Below are 24,739 nucleotides of genomic sequence, written 5' to 3' on the forward strand. Positions count from 1 at the left end.
TCCGCCCGGACTCGCATCCGCGCGGTCGCGGCCACGGGCGCGTCGCGCGGTGTAACGTGCCGCTGGCACCTTCATCGGCCTAGACCACAGGGAACGAGGAGTTCGCGATGTCCGCTCGGGGGCAAGCATTCGGAATCGATATCGGGGGTAGCGGGGTGAAGGGCGCGGTCGTCGACCTCGCCACCGGCGACCTCGCCCACGAACGGATCAAGATCTCCACGCCCCACCCGGCCACCCCGAACGCCATCGCCGAAACCGTCGCCAAACTCGTCACCCAGGCCGACTGGGACGGCCCGGTCGGGCTCACCCTGCCCAGCGTGGTGGTCAACGGCATCGCCCGCACCGCCGCCAACATCGACAAGAGCTGGATCGACACCGACGCGCGTCAGCTGTTCTCGCTGGCGCTGGGCGGGCGCGACGTCGTGGTGCTCAACGACGCCGACGCCGCGGGCCTGGCCGAGGACCGCTACGGCGCGGCCCGCAACATCGACGGCTTGGTGATGCTGTTGACCTTCGGCACCGGTATCGGCTCGGCGCTGCTGAACCACGGCGTCCTGGTGCCCAACACCGAACTCGGCCACATCGAGGTGCACGGTAAGGAGGCCGAGCACCGGGCCGCGTCGTCGGTGAAGGAACGAAAGAATCTGTCGTACAAGGAGTGGGCCGCCGAGGTGACGAAGGTACTGGTCACGCTGGAGGATCTGTTCTGGCCGACGGTCTTCGTCGCCGGCGGCGGGATCAGCCGCGATGCCGAGCACTGGATCCCGTTGCTGGCCAATCGGACTCCGGTCGCGGCCGCCCATCTCCGCAACACCGCGGGTATCGTGGGAGCCGCGATGGCCGTGGATAGCGGGATCGCGCCGTGAGCACTCGTTGCCGATAGTTACAATGGAACGAGACCGGCGGTGAGCCGGAAAACAACCCCGGCACGTAGAGCCGGGTTCAACCCCGACAGAACCGCTCCGCCGGATGATTACTCTGGCGTGACGCCGCACGAGACCGTCACGAAAGGGCGTACGTGGTAGCCACGAATACCCGACAGACCGCCGAATCGGCCGACGCTGCCGACTCCGCAGAAGGCACCGCAGCACGGCCGGTCCGCAAGGCTGCCGCGAAGAAGGCACCGGCCAAGAAGGTCGCCGCGAAGAAGGCCCCCGCCAAGAAAGCGGGAGCCAAGGCTGCAAAGAAAGCGCCCGCCAAGAAGGCCACCACGAAGAAGGCGGCCTCCGGCGCGGACAACGAATCCGACGAGCATCTCGACGACGAGTCGCTGGAACTCGACGACCTCGGTGACCTGGAGGTCTCCGAAGACGATCTGAGCGACGACGGCGAAGAGCTGGTCGAAGATGCCGCCGAAGAAGAGGCCGAAGCCGAGGACGAGGAAGCCGACGAGCCCTCGGAGAAGGACAAGGCCTCCGGCGATTTCGTCTGGGACGAAGAGGAATCCGAGGCCCTGCGCCAGGCCCGCAAGGATGCCGAGCTCACGGCGTCCGCGGACTCGGTGCGCGCCTACCTCAAGCAGATCGGCAAGGTCGCGCTGCTCAACGCGGAGGAGGAGGTCGAACTCGCCAAGCGGATCGAGGCCGGTCTCTACGCCACCGAGAAGCTGCGCGAATTCGCCGACAAGGGCGAGAAGCTGCCGGTGGCCACCCGCCGCGATCTGCAGTGGATCATGCGCGACGGCAACCGCGCCAAGAACCACCTGCTCGAGGCCAACCTGCGTCTGGTGGTCTCGCTGGCCAAGCGCTACACCGGCCGCGGCATGGCGTTCCTGGACCTGATCCAGGAGGGCAACCTGGGTCTGATCCGCGCGGTGGAGAAGTTCGACTACACCAAGGGCTACAAGTTCTCCACGTATGCCACCTGGTGGATCCGGCAGGCCATCACCCGCGCGATGGCCGACCAGGCCCGCACCATCCGTATTCCGGTGCACATGGTCGAGGTCATCAACAAGCTGGGCCGCATCCAGCGCGAGCTGCTGCAGGACCTGGGCCGCGAGCCCACGCCCGAAGAGCTCGCCAAGGAAATGGACATCACGCCGGAGAAGGTCCTCGAGATCCAGCAGTACGCGCGTGAGCCCATCTCGCTGGACCAGACCATCGGTGACGAGGGCGATTCCCAGCTGGGCGACTTCATCGAGGATTCCGAGGCGGTCGTCGCGGTCGACGCGGTGAGCTTCACCCTGCTGCAGGATCAGCTGCAGTCGGTGCTGGAAACCTTGTCCGAGCGTGAGGCGGGCGTGGTCCGGCTGCGCTTCGGTCTCACCGACGGCCAGCCGCGCACCCTCGACGAGATCGGCCAGGTCTACGGGGTCACCCGTGAGCGCATCCGCCAGATCGAGTCGAAGACGATGAGCAAGTTGCGCCACCCCAGCCGGTCCCAGGTGTTGCGCGACTACCTGGACTGATATCCGAATTTCCGATGATGCCGCCGAGGTTCCGCCTCGGCGGCATCGTCGTTATGTCCGGGGTATTGCCGCGGCGGCCCATAGGGTGGGCTGTCGTGGATCAGTTGGTGTTGGTTTTCGTGCTGGCGTTCGCGACGATCCTGACGCAGCCGCTGGGCCGGCGGCTCGGTTTGGCGCCCGCGGTGCTGATGACCGTCTTCGGGCTCGTCATGGCGGTGCTGCCGTTCGTGCCGAATATCGCGCTGGCGCCCGAGCTGATCCTCCCGCTGGTCCTGCCGCCGCTGCTCTACGCCTCGGCGCGGCGCACCTCCTGGCAGCAGTTCGCGTCCAACGCGGGGGCGATCCTGTTGCGAGCGGTCGGTCTGGTGGTGGCCACCGCGGCCGCGGTCGCCGCGATCTTCCATCTCTGGTATCCGGCGCTGCCGGTGGGCACGGCGTTCGCGCTGGGCGCGGTGGTGGCGCCGCCGGATCCGGTGGCGGTGAGCGCGATGGCGAACCGGCTGGGCCTGCCGCGGCGTCTGGTGGCGGTGCTCGAGGGTGAGGGCCTGTTCAACGACGTGACCGCGGTGGTGATCTACGACGTCGCGGTGCAGGCGGTGGTCACCGGGCAATTCTCCGCCTGGCGGACCGCGGTCGACTTCGTGGTCTCGGCGGTGGTGGCGGTGGCGGTCGGGCTCGCGCTCGGCTGGGCCGGCAGCGCCCTGATGCGGCGGCTGACGGAAGCGCCGTGGCAGGTTGCCCTCGGATTACTGCTCCCGTTCGCCGCCTACGGACTCGCCGAGGCCGCACACGGTTCGGCGGTGCTCGCGGTCCTGGTGTGCGCGCTGTATCTCACCGATGCCGCAACGGATTTCAGCGATGTGGGATACCGGATCGTCGGCGATTCGTTCTGGGACGTGATCGACATGCTGGTCACCGGATTCGCCTTCGGACTGGTGGGCCTGGAGTTGAGCACGGTGCTCGCCACCACCGGTCCGAACTGGCCGCGCCTGCTCGGCGGGGCGGCCGCGGTGGTCGGCGTGGTCGTAGCCCTGCGGGTGCTGTGGCTGCTCGCCAGTACCGCGCTGTTTCGCGGATGGTGGCGGCGACGGCGGGTGGACGAGCCGTACACCTGGCGCGAGACAGTGGTCACCTGGTGGGCCGGCATGCGCGGCGTGGTGACCGTCGCGCTGGCGCTGGCGTTGCCGCTGACCACCGATTCGGGCGCGGACTTCCCCGGCCGCACCGAGGTCCTGTTCATTGCGTTCGTCGTGGTGCTGTTCACGCTGCTACTGCAGGGTCCCACGCTGCCTCTGGTCGCTCGCTGGACCGGGGTGAAGGCCGATACCGAGGTCGAGCGAGCCATGGAGCGACGGCTGTGGACGCGGATCCTGCGCGCGGAACTGGCCCGGCTGGAGGAGATCGCCGACACCGAGGATCTGCCCGACGAGGTGTATCAGCGGCTGCGCGACAGCGTGGAACGCCGGTTGATGCGCGCCGACCCGGAAGCGGCCCAGGCCGCCGACGGCACCAAGACCGTCGAGCACGCCATGCGGCTGACCGGCAAATTGCGCACCATCAGCAACGACGTCCTCGATGCCGGCCGCGGTGAGGCGCTGGCCGCCCGACGCGAACCGGGTATGCCGCCGGATCTGGTGGACCGGGTGATGCGGCGACTGGATCTGCGCCCGCCGCCGCTGCTGTGAGGTAGCGGGACTCGCGCGACGGTCGAGTCCCCTGAACACCCCGCGGCGATCGAGCCCCGGTCCACGGACACGCGACGCGAACTGGCCTCGCGCTCCAGCAAACACCAGCTATTTTCCAGGACTAACGTTCGGGAAATTTACTACCTGCGAGTATATCGCTAATGTGCGGACGGTCACCGGCATGGGGATGCGGTGACGCACTTTGGCAAGGAGTCCGCATGCTTCAGATCGACCAGTTCACCTACGGGTGGTTGACACCCACACTGGCCTACGTCATGTCCGTCATCGGTTCGTTGCTCGCGTTGCGCTGTATGGTGCGCGCGCGGGCCAACCCCGAGCGCCGCGGATGGGTCGTCACCGCGGCCGTGGCCCTGGGCGGTACGGGCGTCTGGGTCATGCACTTCATCGCGATGCTGGGTTTCTCGGTCCACGGGGCGACCATCCGCTACGACATCCCGATCACGTTGATCAGCGCGGCGATCGCGGTGGTGGTGGTCTGGATCGGCCTGTCGCTGGTGATCCGCCGGCGGGGCGACACCTCGGCGCTGCTGACCGGCGGGGCGGTCACCGGGCTGGGTGTGGCCGCGATGCACTACGCCGGCATGTACGCGATGAAGACCGATGTCGCGATGCACTACGACGCGTGGCTGGTCCTCGTCTCCATCGTGATCGCGGTGGTGGCGGCGACGGCGGCGCTGTGGTTCGCGCTGCACGTCGAGGGACTGCTCGCGACCATCGGTTCGGCGATGATCATGGGCGTCGCGGTCTGCGGTATGCACTACACCGGCATGTACGCCATGCAGGCCCATATGGCCGAGCACATGCAGGCGCCGTCGGGGGCGCAGGCCAATCAGCTGCTGACCCCGCTGATCATCGGCGTCAGCATGGTGACGCTGCTGCTGTTCCTGCAGGTCGGCATCACCGATATCCACGAGCCGGATCTGTCGCGCATCCGTGGGCAGCGCGCGAGCCGTTACTGGCCCAGCAGCACCGAGTCCGACTCCCCGGCGACCGGGTCGTTCGCTCGCGAGGAGTACCCCGGCGAGGAGACACACCGGCACCGCCGGTAGCCGTGGTCGGCAGGGCCCGCGCAATGCGGTGACCGCGCAGCTCACCGGCGGGAAACCGCCGCGAGGCGAACCTGTGGCACCGGATTGCGCGGGTCGGTGGGCGGACCGGCCCGCCGCGGGCGACACTGGCATACGTGGCGTCTTCCGGTTTGAATCACTACCGGTCCCCGTGGGCCCGGACTCTCGACCTCGACACCGGGCGCCGGCAACTGCTGGACTGGTGGCACGGCCCGGATCGGATCTACCGGGCCGGGAAGGCGGTCCACGACCATCTGGCCGGTGCGCCGGCCTCCTGCGCCTACGCGTTCACATTGTTCGTCACCTGGTGGACGCTGCGCGGGATCAGTGATTTCGCCGGGCACCGGCTGATCCTGTCCGCCTCGACGAATCTGCACAATATGCGCCGGGAGCCGGTACAGGTGCTGGTCGCGTCGGCGTTCTGGACCGACGGCGGATTTCCGTGGGTGATCATCATCGGCTTCCTGACGGTGATGGCCTTCGCCGAGCGCTGGCTGGGGACGTTGCGCTGGATCATGGTCTTCGCCTGCGGCCACGTCGGCGCCTCGATGATCGTGGTCACCGGCATCGCCTTCGCGGTGCACCACGAGCTGATTCCGCTGCGCATCGCGGTGGCCTCCGATGTGGGGTCCTCCTACGGTTTCACCGCGGTGCTGGCGGCGCTGAGCTTCCATCTGCGCGGTACACCCCGCGCCGTGTGGGCGGTGGGGTTGCTGGCCTGGTTCGGCTTCGCCGCCTGGCACGGGCGCACGTTCACCGACTACGGCCACCTGACGGCGCTGGTCATCGGCTTCGTGGTCGGGGCGGTTGCGGTGGCGCTGTCGCGGCGGCTCGAGCGGATCCGCGGCCAGCGGCCCGCGGGCACCCGCCGCGCACCGGGCGACACCGCACCGCGGCCGATCGACCATCCCGCGCCCGCCCTGGTGAGCGAGGACGAGCCCTCAGCCGACGGCCGGAGCGAGCCGACGCTGCATTGAGCGCACCACGGGTTCGACCACACGCGCCGCGACCGGGCCGAGGATCGCCATCAGCAAGACGTAGGCCGAGGCCAGCGCCGCCAGCTTGCCCGGTACCGCACCCACCGAAACGGCAAGTCCCGCAATGACGATCGAGAATTCACCGCGGGCTACCAAAGCGGCGCCGGCGCGCGCACGACCGAGCCGTCCGATGCCCTGCCGCTTGGCCGCGAACCAGCCGGTTCCGATCTTGGTCAGCGTGGTGATCACGGCCAGCAGCACCGCCCAGCCGAGGACCTGCGGGATCTTGTGCGGATCGGTGTTGAGGCCGAAGGCCACGAAGAAGATGGCGGCGAACAGATCCCGCAGCGGTTCCAGGAGTTTCGCGGCGCTCTGCGCGGTGGATCCGGAGATCGCGATACCCAGCAGGAACGCGCCGACCGCGGCCGAGACGTTCAGCGCGGAGGCGAGGCCCGCGACCAGCAGCGCGGCCCCCAGCAACTGCAGCAGGAACACCTCGCGATCCTTGCTGTCCACGATCGAGGACACGAAGCGCCCGTAGCGCAGCGCGATAACCAGCACGATCGCGATCACGAGCAAGGCGAGCGCCAACGACCGTAGCCCGGCCAACCAGCCGACACCGGCCAGGATGGTGGTCAGGATCGGCAGATAGATCGCCATCGCCAGATCTTCGAACACCAGAACCGACAGCACGACCGGCGTCTCCCGGTTACCGAGCCGTCCGAGGTCGTTGAGCACCTTCGCCGCGATGCCGGAGGACGAGATGTAGGTGACGCCGGCCAGGGTGATCGCGCCGGTCGGCCCCCAGCCGAGCAGCAGCGCCACCACCGCGCCGGGCGTGGCGTTCAGCACGATGTCGAGCAGACCCGCGAGCCAGGACTTGCGCATGCCCGAGACCAGTTCCGGCGCGGTGTATTCCAGGCCGAGCAGCAACAGCAGCAGCACGACGCCGATTTCGCCTGCGAGATGGCCGAATTCGGTGGCGGCCTTGACTGTGAGCACACCGCCGTCGCCGAAAGCCAGACCGCCGAGGAGGTAGAGCGGGATCGGGGACATGCCGAAACGCCCTGCGACACGCCCCAGGACACCGAGGGCGAACAGGACCGCTCCGAGCTCGAACAGGGCTAGTGCGGTCGACTCCACCGGCTCACCCGCCGGTCAGAATCTCGAGCGCCTCGTCGAGGCCCTGCGGGGTTCCGACCACGACCAGCAGGTCGCCCGCGACGAGCACGAAGTCCGGACCGGGCGAGGGATAGATCTGCCCCGCCCGCATCACCGCGACGATGGACGCCTTGGTGCGGGTGCGCATGCGGGTGTCGCCGAGCGCACGCCCCGAATACGGCGATTCGTCACCGATCGGGAGCTGGCGGGTGGTGATGCCCGGCAGATCGCGATGATCGTCCTTGAGCTTCTCCACGAGCTGCGGTGCGCCCAGCAGATTGGCGAGTACGGCCGCCTCGTCGACGGTCAGCGGCACCTGAGCGGCGCAGTCGTCGGGATCGTCGTGTTTCGAGACGATGAGATCGATACCACCGTCACGATGCGCGACAACTCCGATCCGGCGCCCGGACCGTGCCTCGAAGTCCTTGCGGACGCCAATTCCGGGCAGCTGTGTCACATCGACGTTCACGAAATCCAGCCTAGATCAAGCACTTCGAGAGGCCGGCCACTGATCCGGATCCGCGGTGAGTGCCGGGAATGTCCCTTTTTCATCAGGGCCATAGTAACTGGTGCGCACCACCGCCGTGACGGGAAGCGGGCCGTAGAGGTGCGGAAAGCGCATCGAACCCGGGTCCTCGGCCACGCCCGGCTCCCAGCGCAGCGGCGCGCTCAGGCGGGTGACGTCGATCCAGAGCAGCAGCATATCGTCGCGCCCGGCGAACAACCGGTTCGCCGGCAGATGCACCTGGTGCGGTGCGGACAGATGAAGGAACCCCTGGGCCTCGAGGGAGGGTGCCACCCGTTCGCCGATTCGCTGCGCCTGCTCCCACTCCGCGGGCGTACAAAGATGAACCAGCATGCGCCCGTTGGTGTTTTCGGTATTCGAGGCGGTGGGGGCAACGTTGTCGGCAGTCACGGCTGCACCATACCCAGCGTGGCGCGCGCGACCCGCCGAACGGAACAAAGCGGACGTTTGATTGAGCGGTTGATTGTCGGTGGGCGCGGGTAATCTGCGAGCAGACAACTGGATCGGTCTTTTTCCGAAGTGTTGAACCACAGGTGGTGAACCGAGGTTCCCAAGGATGGCCATGGTGTTCGCCCACAGCGAAATACCTGGTCATGTTAGGGAAAACACATACAAACATCTTCGGGAACAAAGCCCCCGTCCCGAACGTCTGACAGAGTAGTCATCAGCCACTGCTGGGAAGTAGCGGTAGCGAGCCCGCGGAAGGGACCGCGGGCCCCACACCAGGCGAACGGCTTTCTGCGCCGGGAGCCAGGACGGAGGAGTCATGCCAGGAACACTGACAAGCACCCCACTGACTGCGGTCGATCGTTGCGACCGCTGCGGTGCGGCCGCGCGCGTGCGCGCGACACTTCCCGCCGGTGGCGAGTTGCTCTTCTGCCAGCACCACGCGAACGAGCACATGGAGCGCCTGCGCGAACTGGAGGCAGTCATCGATACCGAGTCGGCACCGGCACTGTAAGGCCGGCTCCTCACGTCCCCTGTCAGCCAAGGGCGGCCTCCGGGCCGCCCTTTTTCGTGTCTCGGATCACAGCGCCTCCGATCACAGGCGCCGGGATATCAGCCCGTCCAGCAGGCGGGCCAGTCCGTACTCGAAGGCGCCGTCCGGATCTCCGGGCGCCTGATACTGCTCCCCTGCCGCGGCGCCCACCCGCTCCGCGAGCGGAAACGACTGCCCCGTCATGGCCTCGGTGAGCACCGGCCCGTACGCCTCCCACCAGCGCGCATCGCTCATCTCCTCGGCGCCGCGCCGGGCCGCGACCGCCGTGCGAGCATTGCCGGTCGCGAAGTCCGACAGCGCGGCAATGGTCCGGTCCATGTCGACGTCGGACAGCCCCGACCCTTCCAGCGCGCTCAGTTGCCGTTCGTAACGTCGCAGCCGGCCCGGACCCAGATCCAGCCGCCACGGCGGTACCTCCAGTAGCCACGGGTGGGTGAGCAGTTCCGCGCGGACACCGCGAGCAATGGCCGCCAGACGCTCGCGCAGGGGTGCGGCCGGGTCGAGCGGCGTGTCCTCGCCGGCCACCCAGTCGACCATCGCGATGATCAGCGCCTGCTTGTCCGGGACGTAGGTATAGAGACTCATCGGCCCCAGCCCGAGCGCCGTCGCCACCGCTCGGATCGATACCGCGCTGTAACCGCCGTGGTCGGCGATCCGGACCGCGGTGCGAATCACCTCGTCCACCTCGACCGTCTGCTTCGGCCCGCGCATCCCCGGGCGGGCCGGAAGTTCCCGGCGCCACAGCAGGGCGATCACCTGCCGCGCCCGGTCGGAGGCGGATTTCTGGGCCACAACACTCCTCGGGAATCTCATTACACCGTACGGGGTTATAATACTCCGTACGCTATACGTAGATAAGCGAGGGTCCTCTGCACACGACACACGCCACCTATCTGCCCGACCGCCATGCGTTCGCCCTGTGGAACTGGGGCGGCGCGGCGACCGAAGCCCCGCCGCCCGGTGTGCGCGATACCGTCCGGCTCGCCCTCCCCGATCCCGACGGCACCACGATGGGAGTGAGCGAGGTCATCTGCGCGGTCATCGACGCCGATCAACTCGGCGCGGTCGACGTGGCCCGCGCCGGTTCGTCACTGTCGGCCTGGCAGCGCGTCGCACGAGAGGCCGGCGGGCCGGAGCTGTTGCCCGCCGCCGCCCACGCCGTACCCAATGCCGCGGCGACCGCGATCGTCTCCGCCGACCGGGCGGTGCGGGCCTACCGCGAGACCGAGGACATCGCGCGGGCGTTGCGCGAACCACTCCGTGCGCGGTTGCGGCCCTATCAGGCGCGCGGGATCTCCTGGCTGCACCGGACGACCGCCGACTACGGCGGCGCGGTGCTCGCCGACGAAATGGGATTGGGAAAGACCGTGCAGGCCATCGGCTTTCTCCTCGGACGCGCCGAATCCGGCCCGCAACTCGTGGTCTGCCCGACCTCGCTGGTCGGCAACTGGATACACGAGATCACCCGCTTCGCGCCCGGACTGCGCCCGCTCGCCTGGCGCGGCGGCGAACTCGGCGAGCCCGGACCCGATGCGGTGCTCGTCACCGGATATCCGACGCTGCGCGGCCACGGACCGGCACTGGCCGATATCGAGTGGGCCACCGCGATATTCGACGAGGCGCAAGTGCTGAAGAATCCCCGCACGCAGGTCTCGCGCGCGGCGCGCGCCGTGTCCGCGCGAGCGCGGGTCGCCCTGACCGGCACGCCCGTGGAGAACCATCTCGACGAACTGTGGGCGCTGCTCAATCTGGTCACGCCCGCGGCGTTCACCCACAAGGCGCAGTTCCGGCGGCGCTTCGTCCGTCCCATCGAGGAGGGTTCCACCGCGGCCGTGCGGCGACTGCACGACACCATCGAGCCGATCGTGCTGGCCCGCCGCAAGATTCAGGTGGCCGCGACCTTGCCGCCGAAGATCCACACCGACCTGGTCTGCGATCTGACCGCGGAACAACAGCGCCTCTACGACGAGCTGCTCGACCGCGCCGAGGCCGACGGATTCGGTGTGGGCGCCGAACGCAACGCGCGCGTACTGGCCGCGCTGACTGCCCTCAAGCAGGTGTGCAACCATCCTGGGCTGGTCACCGGCGATCTCGACGAACTCACCGGCCGCAGCGGAAAGTTCGACGTCTGCTTCGATATCCTCGCCAACAACCTCGAACTGGATTGCCCGACACTGGTTTTCACCCAATACCGGCGCACCGGGGAGTTGCTGGCACGCCACTGCGCCGAGCGATTCGGAGTCGAGGCGCCGATGTTCCACGGCGGCCTGTCGCAGAGCGAGCGCGATGCGATCGTCACCGCTTTCCAGAGCGCCGACGGCCCGCCGATCCTGATATTGAGCCTGCGGGCCGCCGGGACCGGCCTGACCCTGACCCGCGCCGCGGACGTGATGCACTTCGACCGGTGGTGGAATCCCGCGGTCGAAGCGCAGGCCTCGGACCGCGCGCACCGCATCGGGCAGACCCGCCCGGTCACGATCACCACACTGACCAGCGCCACCACCGTCGAGGAACATATCGCCGGCATGCACGATCGCAAATCCGCGCTCGCTGGACTCGGCGCCGGCGACGGACGTTCGGCGGTGGCGCGGCTGGCCCGGTTGGACGACGACCACCTGCTGGCCGTACTGCGCCGGAAGCGAGGCAATTGACATGCCCGACAACGAATTCGGTTACACGCCGTGGGGTATGGGCTGGGTGCGGCTGGCGGAGCCGATCCGGACGGCACGTCCCGAGCCGCTACTGCCCCGCGCACGCAGCATCGCCCGCAACGGCGGCGTTCACCTGACAATCGACGGCACCACGGTCTCGGCGCACATCCATCGCGGCGGGCAGGCATCGGTAACGCTGCTGGAGATCGCACCGCTGCCGGCGTCCGTGGTGTGCGCCATGGCCGAGCACATCCCCGCGCAGCTGGTCCAGCTCACCGATGAGGTGCACGCCGCCCTCACCGCCGCCGGCCTGGCCCCGATACCGCGGCTCGCCGCGACCGACTGCTCGTGTCCGGCCCGCAACCCACGCTGCCTGCACCTGCTGGCCGGCTGCTACGCCCTCGCTCGAGCCGTAGACGAGAACCCTTGGCTGTCCTTGGATCTGCAGGGCTACCGGTCCGGCGGTGCGGAGGAGACCGGCGCGGCGGACGTCTCGCCCGCGCGGTGGACACCGCTCGATTCTCTCGACCCCGCAACGTTTTTCACCGGCGCGCCGACGGATGAGCGAGTGCGGCGACACTCTGCCGGTTAGGCGGCGCGGTTGCCGCCCGGCTCGCCGGTGGCAGCCGTCGTGCGGGCTGTGCGGTCCGGCCCGCACGACGGGATGTCACGCGTTGGTGCCGCCGTCGACGGTGAGGGTCGCACCGGTCAGGCGGGCGCCGGACGGGCCGGCGAGGAAGGCGACGACACCCGCGATGTCGTCGGCCTCACCGAAGCGGCCGAGCGCCGAATGCCGTAGCTGGTTCTCGGCGTGCGACGACGCGGCCGGATTCATATCGGTGTCGGTCGAGCCCGGCTGTACCAGGTTGACCGTGATCCCGCGCGGGCCCAGTTCCCGCGCGAGGGCTCGGGTGAATCCGTTGAGTGCGGATTTGCTGAGGTTGTAGAGCGTCAAACCCTCGAACAACGCGCGTTCGGACAGATTCGACCCGATGCTGATGACGCGCCCGCCGCGATCCATGTACGCCAGTGCCGCCTGCGCCGCGACGAAAGCAGCCCGGGCGTGGATGTGCAGCGCCTCGTCGATCTCGGCAACGGTGAAATCGGTGAACGGCTTGGCCGGGAAGATGCCCGCGTTGTTGACCAGGATGTCGACGCCACCCAGTTCCGCGGCGGTGCGATGGACCGCCGCGGCGACCTGCCCGGCATCGGCGCTGTCGGCCTGCACCGCGATCGCGCGCCGCCCGAGACCCCGGATATCGGCGGCGACCGCCTCGGCCGCCTGGGCCGCGCCGCGGTAGGTCAGCGCCACATCCATGCCCTCGGCGGCCAGGCGTCGCGCGATCGCGGCACCGATGCCCCGGCTTCCTCCGGTCACGAGAGCCACGGTGGTCGACTCGCTCATCTGCACTCCAATTCTGTGTCGATCAATACAGAAATAGACAAGCAGCTCGGCCGCCGGTCGTCAAGAGATATATTTAGTGATCGACACAGAAAGAGGATTCGATGGCCGAACGCGGACGACCGCGCGGATTCGATCGCGACATCGCGCTGCGGCGCGCCATGGAAGTGTTCTGGGAACACGGCTACGAAGGCGCCGCGATGAGCGATCTGACGTCCGCGATGGGGATCAATTCCCCCAGTCTGTACGCCGCCTTCGGATGTAAGGAGCAACTGTTCCGCGAAGCCGTCGAACTCTACGGCCGCACCGAAGGCGGATACACCGCCCGCGCGCTCGCGACCGCGCCGACCGCTCGCGCGGCCGTCGAGGCGATGCTGCGCGACAACGCGGCCGCCTACTGCGACCCCGCCACGCCGCGCGGATGTCTGGTGGTGGTCGCGGGCAATACGGCGGGTCCGCGCCACGGCGCCGTCCGGGATCTGCTCGCCGAACGCCGTCGCCACACCACCGAAGCGGTGCGGCAGCGCCTCGAACGCGGCATCAACGACGGGGATCTCCCGGCCGAGACCGACATCGACGGTCTCGCCGATTTCTACACCGCCGTGCTGTTCGGACTGTCGGTGCAGGCCGGTGACGGCGTGGACCTGCACCGGCTCGGCCGGACCATCGACCGGGCGCTGCAAGCCTGGCCGGAATCGGCCTCCGCCGAACAGCGCTGAAGCACCCGGTCCGGTTCCCGAAAACGCTGCGGGCGAGGGCTTTCCGCCACCCCGGTCGCGGCTAGGACTACATGCGCCGCAGTGCCGCGATGCGCTGGGACAGCTGATCGGCGGTCGCCAGCGCTGTCGGCGGCCCGCCGCATTCACGCCGGAGCTCGCCGTGGATCACCCCGTGCGGCTTACCGGTGCGGTGATGATGCATGGCGACCAGCGAGTTGAGTTCGCGCCGCAACTCCCCCAGCCGATCGGCGGTCGCGACGCGTTCGGCCGCGGCCGCCGCGGACGGACCGGCATCGGGCGCCTCGGCCACCGAAACAGCGGCGCTGCGTTCGCGGATCTGGCGGGTCTGGCGATCGCGCAGCAGGGCGCGCATCTGATCGGCGTCCAGCAGGCCCGGAATTCCGAGGTAGTCGGCCTCCTCGTCGCTACCGGAGAACGTCGCGGTACCGAACGAGTCGCCGTCGTAGATCACCTGATCCAGTTCGGCATCGGCCGCCAGCGCGACGAAGGCGCGTTCCTCCTCGCCCGGTTCGTCCTTCTGCTTGTTGGCGTCGATCAGCAGTTCGTCGTCGAGGGCGTTCTGCTCCCGATGCGGTTTGCCGATGACGTGGTCGCGCTGCACCTCGAGCTGGGCGGCCAGATCGAGCAGCACCGGCACCGACGGCAGGAAGACGCTCGCGGTCTCCCCGGTCCGGCGCGCACGCACGAAACGGCCGATGGCCTGGGCGAAATACAGCGGAGTCGAGGCGCTGGTGGCGTAGACGCCGACGGCCAGGCGCGGCACGTCCACACCTTCGGACACCATGCGCACCGCGACCATCCACGGGTCGGTGTTGTTGCTGAACTCCCCGATCCGCTGGGAGGAGGTGGGGTCGTCCGAGAGGACCACCGCCGGTTTGCTGCCCGAAATATGTTCCAGCAGTTCGGCGTAATCGCGGGCCTTCTCCTGATCGGTCGCGATCACCAGGCCGCCCGCGTCGGGCATGCCGGTGGCGCGCAGCTGCCCCAGCCGGGTGTCGGCGGCGGTCAGCACCTTCGACATCCAGTCGCCGGCCGGATCGAGGGCTGTGCGCCAGGCACGCGCGGTCTGTTCGGCGCTGAGCGGCTCGCCCAGCCGGGCGGAGTACTCCTCCCCCGCGCTGTCGCGCCACTGCGCCTCACCGGAATAGGCGAGGAAGACCACCGGCCGGACCACGCCGTCGGCCAGGGCCTCGGAATAGCCGTAGGTGTAGTCGGCACTCGACCGCGGAAATCCGGATTCGTCCGGTTCGTAGTTGACGAACGGAATCTGCGAATCGTCACTGCGGAAGGGAGTACCGGTGAGCGCCAGGCGGCGGGTGGCGTCGCCGAACGCCTCGGCCACCGCATCACCCCAGCTCTTGGCGTCACCCGCGTGGTGGATCTCGTCGAGAATCACCAGCGTCCGGCGATTCTCGGTTCGCACCCGGTGCTTGAACGGATGCGAGGCGACCTGGGCGTAGGTGACCACGACGCCGTGGAAATCGCCGGAGGTGCCTCCGGTGCTGTTGGAGAAGTTCGAATCCAGCTGGATGCCGATCCGCGCCGCCGCCGCCGACCACTGGTGCTTGAGATGTTCGGTCGGCGCGACCACGGTGACCTGGTCGACGGTGCGGTCGGTGAGCAGTTCGGTCGCCAGCCGCAGCGCGAACGTGGTCTTACCCGCCCCGGGCGTGGCCACGGCCAGGAAGTCACGTGGTTTGGTCGTCAGATATCTGGTGAGTGCTCTGCGCTGCCATGCTCGTAACGAACCGCCACCACCCGAAGTCACTCGACAGAGAGTAGCGACCGGCACCGACACCTAGCCAATTCGACACCACCTCATCTGCCACGAATCCGGCGGCGGCCTGGCTCACCTCGCAGATCACCGCGGGCCTGTGCGGCAGAACACTTACGACACGTTCACCTCCTGTTGCTGCCGTCGGGCCACCGGTGGGCAATGCTGTACTCACGATGTGTTCCGACCGACCGGCCTCGACGTCCGGCGCGGCGCGCTCCTGGCAGCGGCTGCGCGGCCGAGTCATGGCCGCGCTCCGGCGCATCTGGCAGGTGATCGCGCGGGTCGCCGACAAGGCGTGGAGCGATTCGATCTTCGCTAAATCGGCCGCCGCCGCGTTCTGGCAGACCCTGTCGCTGGCGCCGCTGCTGCTCGGACTGCTGGGTTGTATCGGTTACGTCGGCGGCCTGTTCGGCCCCGACACCGTCCACATCGTCGAGGGCAAGATCGTCAGCTTCAGCCGCAATCTGTTCAGCGCCAACGTCGTCGACGAGATGATCGCGCCGACCGTGCGCGACGTACTGCAGCGCGGCCGCGGGGCGGTGGTCTCGGTGGGATTCGTGCTGTCGCTGTGGGCGGGGTCCTCGGCCATGGCGACCTTCGTCGATTCCATCGTCGCCGCACACGGGCAGGCCGATGCCCGCCATCCGGTCTGGCAGCGCATCTTCGCGCTCGGGTTGTATCTGCTGTTCCTGGTGGCAGCCGTGTTCGTGCTGCCGCTGGTGGCGCTGGGCCCGACCCTGATCGGCCGCACGCTGCCGCCGGACTGGCGCGAACCCGGCTTACGCCTGATCGACACCTTCTACTATCCGGCGGCCGGACTGCTGCTCATCGTCGGCCTGACCACGTTGTACAAGCTGGCCCTGCACCGGTCGCTGCCGTGGCACCGGCTCTTCGGGGGAGCCCTGGTGGCCGGCATCTTCTTCATGGCGGCCAGCGACATCCTGCGCCGCTACCTGACCTACGCGGCGCGCGCCGGCGTCAGTTACGGGGCTCTCGCGACGCCGATCGCCTTCCTGCTCTTCACGTTCTTCCTGGCCTTCGCGGTGATCCTGGGCGCCGAATTCAACGCCACCGTGCAGGAGTTCTGGCCGGCCCGCGCGACCCGGTTCGAACAGTTCAAACAGTGGTGGGGCCGGCGCAAGCACCGGCACGACGGACACCACGACGAGAACGAGACCGTGCGCGGCGACGCCGAGCCACCCGCCGATCTGCCGTGGACGCAGCCCGATGACCCGGGAACCGCGAAGCCGCAACACGCGCAGCATTCGGAGGGCCCGCCGACGACCGGGCAGTCCGACGACCCCGCCGGTGCCGCCCACCGCGCCGACACCCGCCCACCGACCGTCCTCGATCACGGCCGGATCCGCCCCGCCGGATAACCGCACCGGAGACGATCGAGCCGTCGACAAATGCCGGCAGCCGGCCCGCTCGCTGGGTGCCGTTCGGCGCGTCGCCTACTTCCCGGCGCCGCGCAACGGGTGGTCGCGGAAGAAGTCCCAGATGATCCGGTTCGCGCTGATCGCCGTCGTAGTACGGCCGACCAGCGGTTCCGGCGAGATCACCGACGCGGTGCCCGGCCACGTGTGCCCGCCGCCGAGTACCGCGTACAACTGCACGGCCGTCTGCTCCGGGCACGGATAGGTGTAGCGCACGACATCGGGGGTGACCTGCTGCCGGTCCGGTTGCGTTCCGCATCCTTCGCGCCGCGCCCACGCCGCCGCCTGATCGGGGATGCTCGCCGGTCCGGGTCCGTCGACACCGCTCGGCCGCGTATCGCCGCGCTGAGCCGACCCGGTTCCGTCGGCCGAGGGCAGATATTTCGCATTGGGCCCGACCCCGCCGGTGTAGGCGACGATCGGATCCTCGGTGCCGTGGAAGGCGACCACCGGGACGGCCCGAACCGGATCGCACCACGCGAAGTCCTGCAGTCCGGCCACCGGCGCCACCGCGGCGATCCGATCCGCGAGCTGACATGCCAGCGAAGAGGTGGTGAAGGCCCCCATCGACAGCCCGGTCACATAGACGCGGCGTTCGTCCACGCACCGGGTGGCCTCGACGTGGGTCAGCAATTCGGACAGGTAGGCGATATCGGCGCTGTGCTCACCGAAATCCCATCGCGGCACACCGGATTCGTCCAGCTGCGGCGTGACCGTCGCGAATCCGTTCGCCATGCCGAAGGAACCCAGGCCGGTGCCGACGTACTCGAGTGCGGCCGGTTCCAGATAGCCGTGCAGATCGACGACCAGCGGCAGCGGTGCGGTGGCGGCGGGGACGTCGAGAAGGTAGGTCCCGGACTTCCCGGCCGCCGCAAAACTCTCGTTCGAGGTGCCGGTGGGATGCGGCGCCGAACATCCCGGCGACGGCCGCGCCGCGACGTTCGCCGGTTCGCCGGCGTGGGCGGTGGTCGCGGTCGAGAAGGCGGCAGCCGTCACGAGTGCCGCCACGAGGCAGGAGACGGTGCGCAACCACCGGGACGTCGCAATTTTCATGTAGTGCCCACCTCGCGGAAAACATCGTTCTCGTCAGAGAGAACAATGATCACACAAGCGAGACGGGCGCGGGCGCAGACGGACGAGACAGCCGCAAGCGGCCGCTCGGTCGCTGCTGCGGCTCAGTCCTTCTTCATCATTTCGTAGATGCGCTTGCAGTCCGGGCAGACCGGCGAGCCGGGCTTGGCCGAGCGCGTCACCGGGAACACTTCGCCGCACAGCGCCACCACATGGGTACCCATGACGGCACTTTCGGCGATCTTGTCCTTCTTCACGTAGTGGAAGAATTTCGGAGTATCGCTGTCGGTCGTCTCGTCGGTGGTCGTATCCGGACGAACCAGGGTGTCGGTGCTCACCCCATCGATTCTGCCATCGCCGCGCGAGGGTGGTGAGCGGGTGTCGCCAACCTCATCGAATACCCCGCGGCCCGGTGGTGCTCGCGCGGCCGAAGGCGCGTGTGCATTCGATCATGCGGAGTGGAAGACTCGACGTATGCAGCGTGACGGCGACTCCTCCGACCTACCGCCCGAGTCCCGGACGTCGGGCCCCGGACGGGTCGGTTCGGAGCGCGAGGACGCACGCGCGGCCGAGCCCAGCGGCTCCGCGAACGCCGCCGAGGGCCCGGAGGTTTCGGTGCCGGCGGACGATCCGCGGCCGTCGGGCGCGACGTTCGAGCGCCGGCCTCCCGGTTCGATCCCCCGGCCCACCCGCGCCTCGACCGGATACTTCCCCGGGGAGGACAAGCATCCGGTGTTGATCACCGAGGCCGCGCCCTCCCTGGAGCAGCAGCACCGCGCCCGCGTCAAGCGCTACATGATCCTGATGGGCTTCCGCATTCCCTGCCTGGTCCTGGCGGCGGCGGCCTACGGCCTGTGGAGCAATGCGCTGATCTCCCTGGCCATCATCGGCGTCTCCATCCCGCTGCCCTGGATCGCCGTCCTCATCGCGAACGACCGGCCGCCGCGCAGCAAGGATGAGCCCAGCCGCTGGGACGAGCGCCGGGCGGCGAAAGCGCTCGAATCGGGACAGCATCGGTCCATCGACGGCTGAACGACGCGGGCGACCTGCCCGGACCCGGCGAGCACGGCACCCCGTACCAGGTGGCAGAGTTCTCGTGTGCCTGCCGACCGGACCACCGCCTCCTTGCTCGCCGCCCTCGCACCCGCGCTGCGCACCGCGCTGACCCGGGTCCGCTACGACGCCGACACCGTGCTCGAGGCCATCGGCGCTGACGCCCACACCGCTCTGGGGCGCTCCGAACCGGTACCGGTGCGCCGAGCCGCGCGCGAGGCCGGCGAACTCGGCACGCTGATCCGGTTGCTGCTGCTCGGTGACGCCCTGCCCGAACGGGAGGTCGCCCCGGCCTTCGCGCCGCTCGACCTCGACCGAGCCGTCGCCGCCGGTCTGCTCGAGCGCGACGGTGATTCGATCCGCGCCGCCCTGGACCTGCGCCCACTGGACCTGGGATCGGGCACCCGCTGGGTGCTGTCGGATCTCGACGACTCGATGCGGCGCCGCACACTCAGCGCCGACCACGTCCTGGGCGTGGGACAGGCGTCGCTGTCGCTGCTGCGCGCCACACCGACCGAACCCGTCGGATCGGTCCTGGATCTCGGCACCGGCTGCGGTGTGCAGGCGGTGCACGCCGCGGGCTATGCGAAGACGGTGACCGGCACCGATGTCAGCAGCCGGGCGCTGTGGCTGGCCGAGGCGACCGCCGCGCTCAACGACCTGGAGATCGAATTCGCCGAAGGCTCGTGGTTCGAGCCGGTGGCCGGGCGCCGCTTCGATCAGGTGGTGGCCAATCCTCCGTTCGTGGTCGGGCCGGCCCGGATCGAGCACACCTACCGCGATTCGGGGCTGGCCCTGGACGGCGCCAGCGAACTGGTCGTCTCCCAGGCGTCCGGGATGCTGAATCCGGGCGGCACCGCGGCGATGCTCGCCTCCTGGGTGCACGCCGGCGGTGCCGACTGGCGGACCCGGGTGGCGAGCTGGCTGCCCGACCACGGGGTCGACGCCTGGATCGTGCAGCGCGATGTGGCCGATCCGGCGCTGTACGTCGGCACGTGGCTGCGCGATGCCGGCCTCGATCCGCGCGATCCCGAGGCCCAGCAGCGGGCCGAACAGTGGCTGGCCGCCTTCGATGCGGCGAAGGTGGAGGGTATCGGTTTCGGCTTCGTCTATCTGCGCGCGATCGACGGGCCCACCGAAGTGCTCGCCGAGGATCTCACCCATGGTTTCGACGACCCGCTCGGCGCGGAGGCACCGGCCTACTTCCGCCGCTCGGCGTGGCTGCGCACGGTCCTGGCGGACAACGATGTCGCCTGGCGTGCGCGATTCACCGTCGACGCCGCGACGGCGCTCGAACGCGTCCTGCTGCCGGGCGCCGAGGGCTGGCAGGAGCGCGTGGTCCGGCTGCATCGCGGTGACGGTCCCCGATGGCAGCACGAGATCGACGACACTCTGGCGGCGCTGCTCGCGGGAATGCGGCCCGGCGGACTGCCGTTGGAAGAACTGGTCGAATTGCTCGCGATCGGCCACACCGGCGACACCGCCACACCGCAATTCCGAGCCGAGGCGTTGTCGGCGGTCACCGGACTGGTCCGGCACGGACTGATCACACCGGAAGAACTCGACGCGACCGCAACCGACGCCGGGCGCATGCCCGTGTCCTCCCCCCTGTTCCCGGAGTTCCCTTCTTAAGAACTTCTCAGACGGAGGATGTGAAAGCCGCAGCTCAGCACGGTTTATCGGCGCCAAGGCGGGGAACTTTCCCAGTGTCGGGTCCGTTGTTCGGAGTGAGACACCACCGACAGGAGGCAAGTCATGACAAGCCCCGCCACCACTGGAGTGCGCGCCATCGATTCGGACCTCGACGCCCAGAGCCCCGCAGCCGACCTGGTACGTGTGTACCTGAACGGGATCGGTAAGACCGCGCTGCTCACGGCCGCCGACGAGGTCGAATTGGCCAAGCGCATCGAGGCGGGCCTCTATGCCCAACACCTGTTGGAGACCGGCAAGCGGCTCTCGGCGACCCGCAAGCGGGATCTGGCGATCCTGGTCCGCGACGGCCAGGCTGCCCGTCAGCATCTGCTGGAGGCCAACCTCCGCCTGGTCGTATCGCTGGCCAAGCGCTACACCGGCCGCGGCATGCCGCTGCTGGACCTGATCCAGGAAGGCAACCTGGGACTGATCCGCGCGATGGAGAAGTTCGACTACGCCAAGGGTTTCAAGTTCTCCACCTACGCCACCTGGTGGATCCGTCAGGCCATCACCCGCGGTATGGCCGATCAGAGCCGTACCATCCGCCTCCCCGTGCATCTGGTGGAGCAGGTCAACAAGCTGGCCCGGATCAAGCGGGAGCTGCATCAGCAGCTCGGCCGCGAGGCCAGTGACGAGGAACTGTCGGCCGAGTCGGGTATTCCGGTGGAGAAGATCGCCGACCTGCTCGACCACAGCCGCGACCCGGTGAGCCTGGACATGCCGGTCGGCAACGACGAGGAAGCCCCGCTGGGCGACTTCATCGAGGATTCGGAGGCGACCTCCGCGGAGAGCGCCGTCATCGCCGGGCTCATGCACCGCGACGTGCGCAGTGTGCTGGCCACCCTGGACGAGCGCGAACAGCAGGTCATCCGGCTGCGCTTCGGCCTCGACGACGGCCAGCCGCGCACCCTCGACCAGATCGGCAAACTGTTCGGTCTCTCGCGTGAGCGCGTGCGCCAGATCGAGCGCGAAGTCATGGCCAAGCTCCGCAAGGGTGAGCGGGCGGACCGCCTGCGCGCCTACGCCAGCTAGGTCACACAGACGCTGGGCCGCCCGGAATCCGGCCCAGCACCATCCCGGTGACCGGATAGCGTGGTCACCTCCGCTGCGCCGGCCGACGCCGCTGTGCCCTTCCCCCCTTCGGGGCACATCCGTCGGCCGGCGTGCTGTATCGATCCGCCCTGACTCTCGGTGCGAATCCCCTTGCAGCCGCGGCGAATCGGCCGGTTATCCCGAATTGCGCAGGGCGGTGGCCAGGCCGTTCATCGTGAGCAGGATGCCGCGCTCGACCAATTCCGATTCGTCCCCGGCGCGCCTGCGCCGCAGCAGATCCACCTGCATCTGGTTCAGCGGTTCCAGATACGGGAAGCGATTGCGAATGGATTCGGCCAGCGCGGGATTGTCCGAGAGCAACTGATCGCTGCCGGTGATCGCGGCGTGCACCTGCACGGTGCGGTCGAATTCGTCGCGGATCATGCCGAAGATGGTGGTGCGCAACGTCGCATCCTCGACCAGCTCGGCGTAGCTGGCGGCGATATCCATATCCGCCTTGGCCATCACCTGCGCCAGATTGGACATCACGGTGCGGAAGAACGGCCACCGCCGATACAGATCGCGTAGGGTATCCCAGCGCTCGGAATCCGTACCGGCCCACTCCTGGATGGCGCTGCCGGTGCCGTACCAGCCCGGCAGCATCACCCGCGACTGGCTCCACGCCATCACCCAGGGAATGGCCCGCAGGTCCGACACCGAATTGGTGGGTTTGCGCGAGGCCGGGCGGCTGCCGAGATTGAGGTCGGCGACTTCCGCGATGGGCGTGGAAGCCCGGAAGTAGTCGACGAAGCCGGGCGTCCGGTGCACCAGCCGCGCGTAGACCTCGCGCGCCGCGTCCGCGAGTTCCTCGAAGACTTCGTAGGCCGCCTCGGCGCCGGATCCCAATCCCTCGACATCCAGCAGCGACGATTCCAGCGTGCCGGCGACCAGCGATTCCAGATTGCGGTGGGCCGAACCGGATTCGGCGTACTTGGTGGAGATCACCTCACCCTGTTCGGTCAGGCGCAGCGAACCACGCACCGCGCCCGCCGGCTGGGCGAGGATCGCATCGTAGCTGCGGCCGCCGCCGCGACCGACGGTCCCGCCCCGGCCGTGGAAGAGCCGCAACCGGATTCCGGTCTTGCGCGCGGTTTCCACCAGATCGAGCTCGGCGCGGTACAACGCCCAGTTCGCCGCCAGATATCCGCCGTCCTTGTTGGAGTCGGAATATCCGAGCATCACCTCCTGCGCCATCGCGCGGGCGGCGACCAGCCGGCGGTACGCCGGAACCTCCAGTGCCGCGGCCAAAGTCGCCGCGCCACCGCGCAGATCGTCGATCGTCTCGAACAGCGGAACCACCCCGACCGGGGAGTGGGGTGGGGTCTGCTCGTCGCCGGGGTCGAGAATTCCCGCCTCTTTCAACAGCAGCGCCGCCTCGAGCATGTCGCTGACCGAGGTGCACATACTGATGATGTAGTTGGGCACGGTATCGGGCCCCAGCGCGTCGATCGCGGCCCGGGCCGCGCGAACCACACCCAGTTCCTTGGTGGCGAGTTCGCTGAGCCGGGCGTGCGGGCCCAGCAGCGGGCGGCGCGTACTCAATTCGTGTGCCAGCAGCTCGACACGCTCCGGTTCGGAGAGGCTGCCGTAATCCGGGTGCACTCCCGACCACGCCAGCAGTTCGGCCACGACCTGCTCGTGCACCTCCGAGTTCTGGCGCATGTCCAAGCCCTGCAGGTGGAATCCGAACGTCTCCACCGCGCCGCGCAGCGCGGCCAAGCGGTCGTCGGCCAGCAGGCCGTCACCGGATTCGCGCATGGAGGCGTCGATGGTGTTCAGCTCGTCCAGCAGCTGCGCCGGACCCTCGTACGGAGCGACGCGGGCGAGCTGCTCACCCGGCAGTTCGAGCACCGAGGGGAATTCGGCCGCCGAGCCGAGGGCGCGCTGCGCGGTCGCGGCCACCCGAAGGCGGATGCCGCGGATCGCGCGACGATACGGTTCGTCGGCACGCTGCGGTGAATCGTCACCCGCGGCATCGGCCAGCCGGGCCAGCTCCGGGGTGATCGCGACCAGCCGGATCGACTGCGACAGCGACTTCTCCAGCGCGACAAGCTCTTTCAGATAGTGGCCGAAGATCACCGTGGCGGCCCGGCGGGTGGCGCGTTCCACCACCTCGCCGGTCACGTTCGGGTTGCCGTCGCGGTCGCCGCCGATCCAGGAACCGGGCCGCAGGATCGGCCGGGCGAGCAGATCGTATCCGGGCCACCGCGCTCGCAGCGCCGCGCGCACCTCGACGTTGATGCGCGGAATCACCTCGAGCAGGGTGAGGTCGTAGTAGCGCAATCCGACCTCGATCTCGTCGGAGATCCGCAACCGCGCGAGGCGGATCAGCGCGGTGCGCCACAGGGTGAGGATCTGGCGGCGGATGTCGTGGTCGATCGCGGCGTATTCGGGTTCGTCCTCGCGATAGCGCGCCCGCCGCCGCATCAGTTCGGTGATGCGGGCCTGGACGTCGAAGACGGTACGGCGCCGCGTTTCGGTGGGATGAGCGGTGATCACCGGCGAGACCAGCGCGTCGTCGAGCACCTCCGCGGCGACCGCGCCGTCGACGCGGGCGTGGTCGAGGGCCCGATAGGTCGCGGCCAGGCTGGATTCCTGCGGTGGCTCACCGGCGGCGACGTGGACCGCGCGGCGGCGGTCGCGCTGCAGGTCCTCGGCGAGATTGGCCAGCAGCAGGAAATGGCTGAAAGCCCGGATCAGCGGGATCGCCACCCGCACCTCGGTATCGCGCAGCATCTCCGCGACCGCGCTGCGTTCCACTTCCGACCGCCGCACCCGGAAGGCCTCGACCCGCACCCGTTCGACGAGGTCGAACACCTCGGGGCCTTCGTGGTCGTGAATGGTCTCGCCCAGGATCGCGCCGAGAAACCGAATATCGTCCCGCAGGGGCGCCGTAGCGCTCTCGATCTGATCTTCGCGCATACGGCCAGTATCGACCATGTCGCCCGACCGGCCGCGGTGGCGCTGGTCACGGCGGTATG

22 protein-coding genes are annotated in these 24,739 nt (G+C 68.8%); 13 read left to right on the plus strand and 9 right to left on the minus strand.

What is annotated here, in order from left to right; all coding sequences use genetic code 11:
• The first annotated feature begins 107 nt into the window (after positions 1–107).
• The 5 genes from ppgK (at position 108) to IG65_RS36090 (ending at position 6,157) form a co-directional block, all read left to right on the plus strand.
• Entirely contained in the window at positions 108–866 is a 759-nt protein-coding gene (ppgK, locus tag IG65_RS0124095; RefSeq protein WP_030517222.1) for a polyphosphate--glucose phosphotransferase, read from the plus strand.
• A gap of 152 nt (positions 867–1,018) precedes the next feature.
• The gene (locus IG65_RS0124100) at positions 1,019–2,407 is read left to right on the plus strand and encodes an RNA polymerase sigma factor (protein ID WP_030517223.1); all 1,389 of its coding nucleotides are present in this window, start codon (positions 1,019–1,021) and stop codon (positions 2,405–2,407) included.
• Positions 2,408–2,502: 95 nt separating this feature from the next.
• Positions 2,503–4,092 (plus strand): Na+/H+ antiporter, encoded by a 1,590-nt coding sequence (locus tag IG65_RS0124105; protein WP_030517224.1) that lies wholly within the window; start codon positions 2,503–2,505, stop codon positions 4,090–4,092.
• A gap of 218 nt (positions 4,093–4,310) precedes the next feature.
• Positions 4,311–5,162 (plus strand): MHYT domain-containing protein, encoded by an 852-nt coding sequence (locus tag IG65_RS0124110; protein WP_063833740.1) that lies wholly within the window; start codon positions 4,311–4,313, stop codon positions 5,160–5,162.
• A 134-nt stretch (positions 5,163–5,296) separates the two neighbouring features.
• A complete protein-coding gene (locus IG65_RS36090; RefSeq protein WP_197039907.1) occupies positions 5,297–6,157 on the plus strand; it encodes a rhomboid-like protein in 861 nt (286 codons plus the stop codon).
• On the opposite strand, the gene IG65_RS0124120 is transcribed toward IG65_RS36090, so the two are convergent.
• The 3 genes from IG65_RS0124120 to IG65_RS0124130 are packed head-to-tail and all read right to left on the minus strand — an operon-like array spanning position 6,122 to position 8,177.
• Positions 6,122–7,300, minus strand: a complete 1,179-nt coding sequence (locus IG65_RS0124120) for a cation:proton antiporter (RefSeq protein ID WP_030517227.1) — start codon at positions 7,298–7,300, stop codon at positions 6,122–6,124. The genes IG65_RS36090 and IG65_RS0124120 overlap by 36 nt on opposite strands.
• A gap of 4 nt (positions 7,301–7,304) precedes the next feature.
• A complete protein-coding gene (locus IG65_RS0124125) occupies positions 7,305–7,787 on the minus strand; it encodes a cation:proton antiporter regulatory subunit (RefSeq protein ID WP_030517228.1) in 483 nt (160 codons plus the stop codon).
• Between the two features lie 15 nt (positions 7,788–7,802).
• Complete coding sequence (locus IG65_RS0124130) at positions 7,803–8,177, minus strand: DUF952 domain-containing protein (protein WP_030517229.1); 375 nt, start codon at positions 8,175–8,177, stop codon at positions 7,803–7,805.
• A 433-nt stretch (positions 8,178–8,610) separates the two neighbouring features.
• Between IG65_RS0124130 and IG65_RS0124135 the strand changes: the two genes are divergently transcribed.
• Entirely contained in the window at positions 8,611–8,805 is a 195-nt protein-coding gene (locus tag IG65_RS0124135; protein WP_030517230.1) for a hypothetical protein, read from the plus strand.
• A gap of 81 nt (positions 8,806–8,886) precedes the next feature.
• Here the strand turns inward: IG65_RS0124135 and IG65_RS0124140 are convergent, their stop codons facing one another.
• Positions 8,887–9,657 (minus strand): TetR/AcrR family transcriptional regulator, encoded by a 771-nt coding sequence (locus IG65_RS0124140; RefSeq protein ID WP_030517231.1) that lies wholly within the window; start codon positions 9,655–9,657, stop codon positions 8,887–8,889.
• A 197-nt stretch (positions 9,658–9,854) separates the two neighbouring features.
• On the opposite strand from IG65_RS0124140, the gene IG65_RS0124145 reads away from it, so the two are divergent.
• Both IG65_RS0124145 and IG65_RS0124150 read left to right on the plus strand, forming a co-directional pair.
• Positions 9,855–11,495, plus strand: a complete 1,641-nt coding sequence (locus IG65_RS0124145; RefSeq protein ID WP_156055752.1) for a DEAD/DEAH box helicase — start codon at positions 9,855–9,857, stop codon at positions 11,493–11,495.
• Between the two features lies 1 nt (position 11,496).
• Entirely contained in the window at positions 11,497–12,087 is a 591-nt protein-coding gene (locus IG65_RS0124150) for a hypothetical protein (protein ID WP_030517233.1), read from the plus strand.
• 75 nt (positions 12,088–12,162) lie between these two features.
• Here IG65_RS0124150 and IG65_RS0124155 read toward each other — a convergent pair whose 3' ends face one another.
• Positions 12,163–12,900 carry an SDR family NAD(P)-dependent oxidoreductase gene (locus IG65_RS0124155; protein WP_030517234.1) on the minus strand — a complete coding sequence of 246 codons (738 nt, stop codon included), beginning with the start codon at positions 12,898–12,900 and terminating at the stop codon, positions 12,163–12,165.
• Positions 12,901–13,001: 101 nt separating this feature from the next.
• On the opposite strand from IG65_RS0124155, the gene IG65_RS0124160 reads away from it, so the two are divergent.
• A complete protein-coding gene (locus tag IG65_RS0124160) occupies positions 13,002–13,616 on the plus strand; it encodes a TetR/AcrR family transcriptional regulator (protein WP_030517235.1) in 615 nt (204 codons plus the stop codon).
• Between the two features lie 67 nt (positions 13,617–13,683).
• On the opposite strand, the gene IG65_RS0124165 is transcribed toward IG65_RS0124160, so the two are convergent.
• The gene (locus IG65_RS0124165) at positions 13,684–15,405 is read right to left on the minus strand and encodes a DEAD/DEAH box helicase (protein WP_030517236.1); all 1,722 of its coding nucleotides are present in this window, start codon (positions 15,403–15,405) and stop codon (positions 13,684–13,686) included.
• A gap of 251 nt (positions 15,406–15,656) precedes the next feature.
• On the opposite strand from IG65_RS0124165, the gene IG65_RS0124170 reads away from it, so the two are divergent.
• Positions 15,657–16,793 (plus strand): YihY/virulence factor BrkB family protein, encoded by a 1,137-nt coding sequence (locus IG65_RS0124170; RefSeq protein ID WP_081879726.1) that lies wholly within the window; start codon positions 15,657–15,659, stop codon positions 16,791–16,793.
• A 75-nt stretch (positions 16,794–16,868) separates the two neighbouring features.
• Here the strand turns inward: IG65_RS0124170 and IG65_RS0124175 are convergent, their stop codons facing one another.
• Together IG65_RS0124175 and IG65_RS0124180 are read right to left on the minus strand one after the other, a co-directional pair.
• Positions 16,869–17,903 carry a PHB depolymerase family esterase gene (locus tag IG65_RS0124175; RefSeq protein WP_030517238.1) on the minus strand — a complete coding sequence of 345 codons (1,035 nt, stop codon included), beginning with the start codon at positions 17,901–17,903 and terminating at the stop codon, positions 16,869–16,871.
• 122 nt (positions 17,904–18,025) lie between these two features.
• Positions 18,026–18,259, minus strand: a complete 234-nt coding sequence (locus IG65_RS0124180; protein ID WP_030517239.1) for a DUF3039 domain-containing protein — start codon at positions 18,257–18,259, stop codon at positions 18,026–18,028.
• A gap of 337 nt (positions 18,260–18,596) precedes the next feature.
• Between IG65_RS0124180 and IG65_RS39285 the strand changes: the two genes are divergently transcribed.
• From IG65_RS39285 to IG65_RS0124195, 3 genes are all read left to right on the plus strand, one after another.
• Positions 18,597–18,953 carry a DUF3099 domain-containing protein gene (locus IG65_RS39285; protein WP_051756799.1) on the plus strand — a complete coding sequence of 119 codons (357 nt, stop codon included), beginning with the start codon at positions 18,597–18,599 and terminating at the stop codon, positions 18,951–18,953.
• Positions 18,954–19,019: 66 nt separating this feature from the next.
• Positions 19,020–20,606 (plus strand): methyltransferase, encoded by a 1,587-nt coding sequence (locus tag IG65_RS0124190; RefSeq protein WP_081879717.1) that lies wholly within the window; start codon positions 19,020–19,022, stop codon positions 20,604–20,606.
• Between the two features lie 123 nt (positions 20,607–20,729).
• Complete coding sequence (locus tag IG65_RS0124195; protein ID WP_030517242.1) at positions 20,730–21,698, plus strand: sigma-70 family RNA polymerase sigma factor; 969 nt, start codon at positions 20,730–20,732, stop codon at positions 21,696–21,698.
• A gap of 195 nt (positions 21,699–21,893) precedes the next feature.
• Here IG65_RS0124195 and ppc read toward each other — a convergent pair whose 3' ends face one another.
• Positions 21,894–24,680, minus strand: a complete 2,787-nt coding sequence (gene ppc, locus IG65_RS0124200) for a phosphoenolpyruvate carboxylase (RefSeq protein ID WP_081879718.1) — start codon at positions 24,678–24,680, stop codon at positions 21,894–21,896.
• Between the last annotated feature and the right edge of the window lie 59 nt (positions 24,681–24,739).

Origin of the sequence: Nocardia sp. NRRL WC-3656 (assembly GCF_000720265.1) — a bacterium.
GTDB classification, from domain to species: domain Bacteria; phylum Actinomycetota; class Actinomycetes; order Mycobacteriales; family Mycobacteriaceae; genus Nocardia; species Nocardia nova.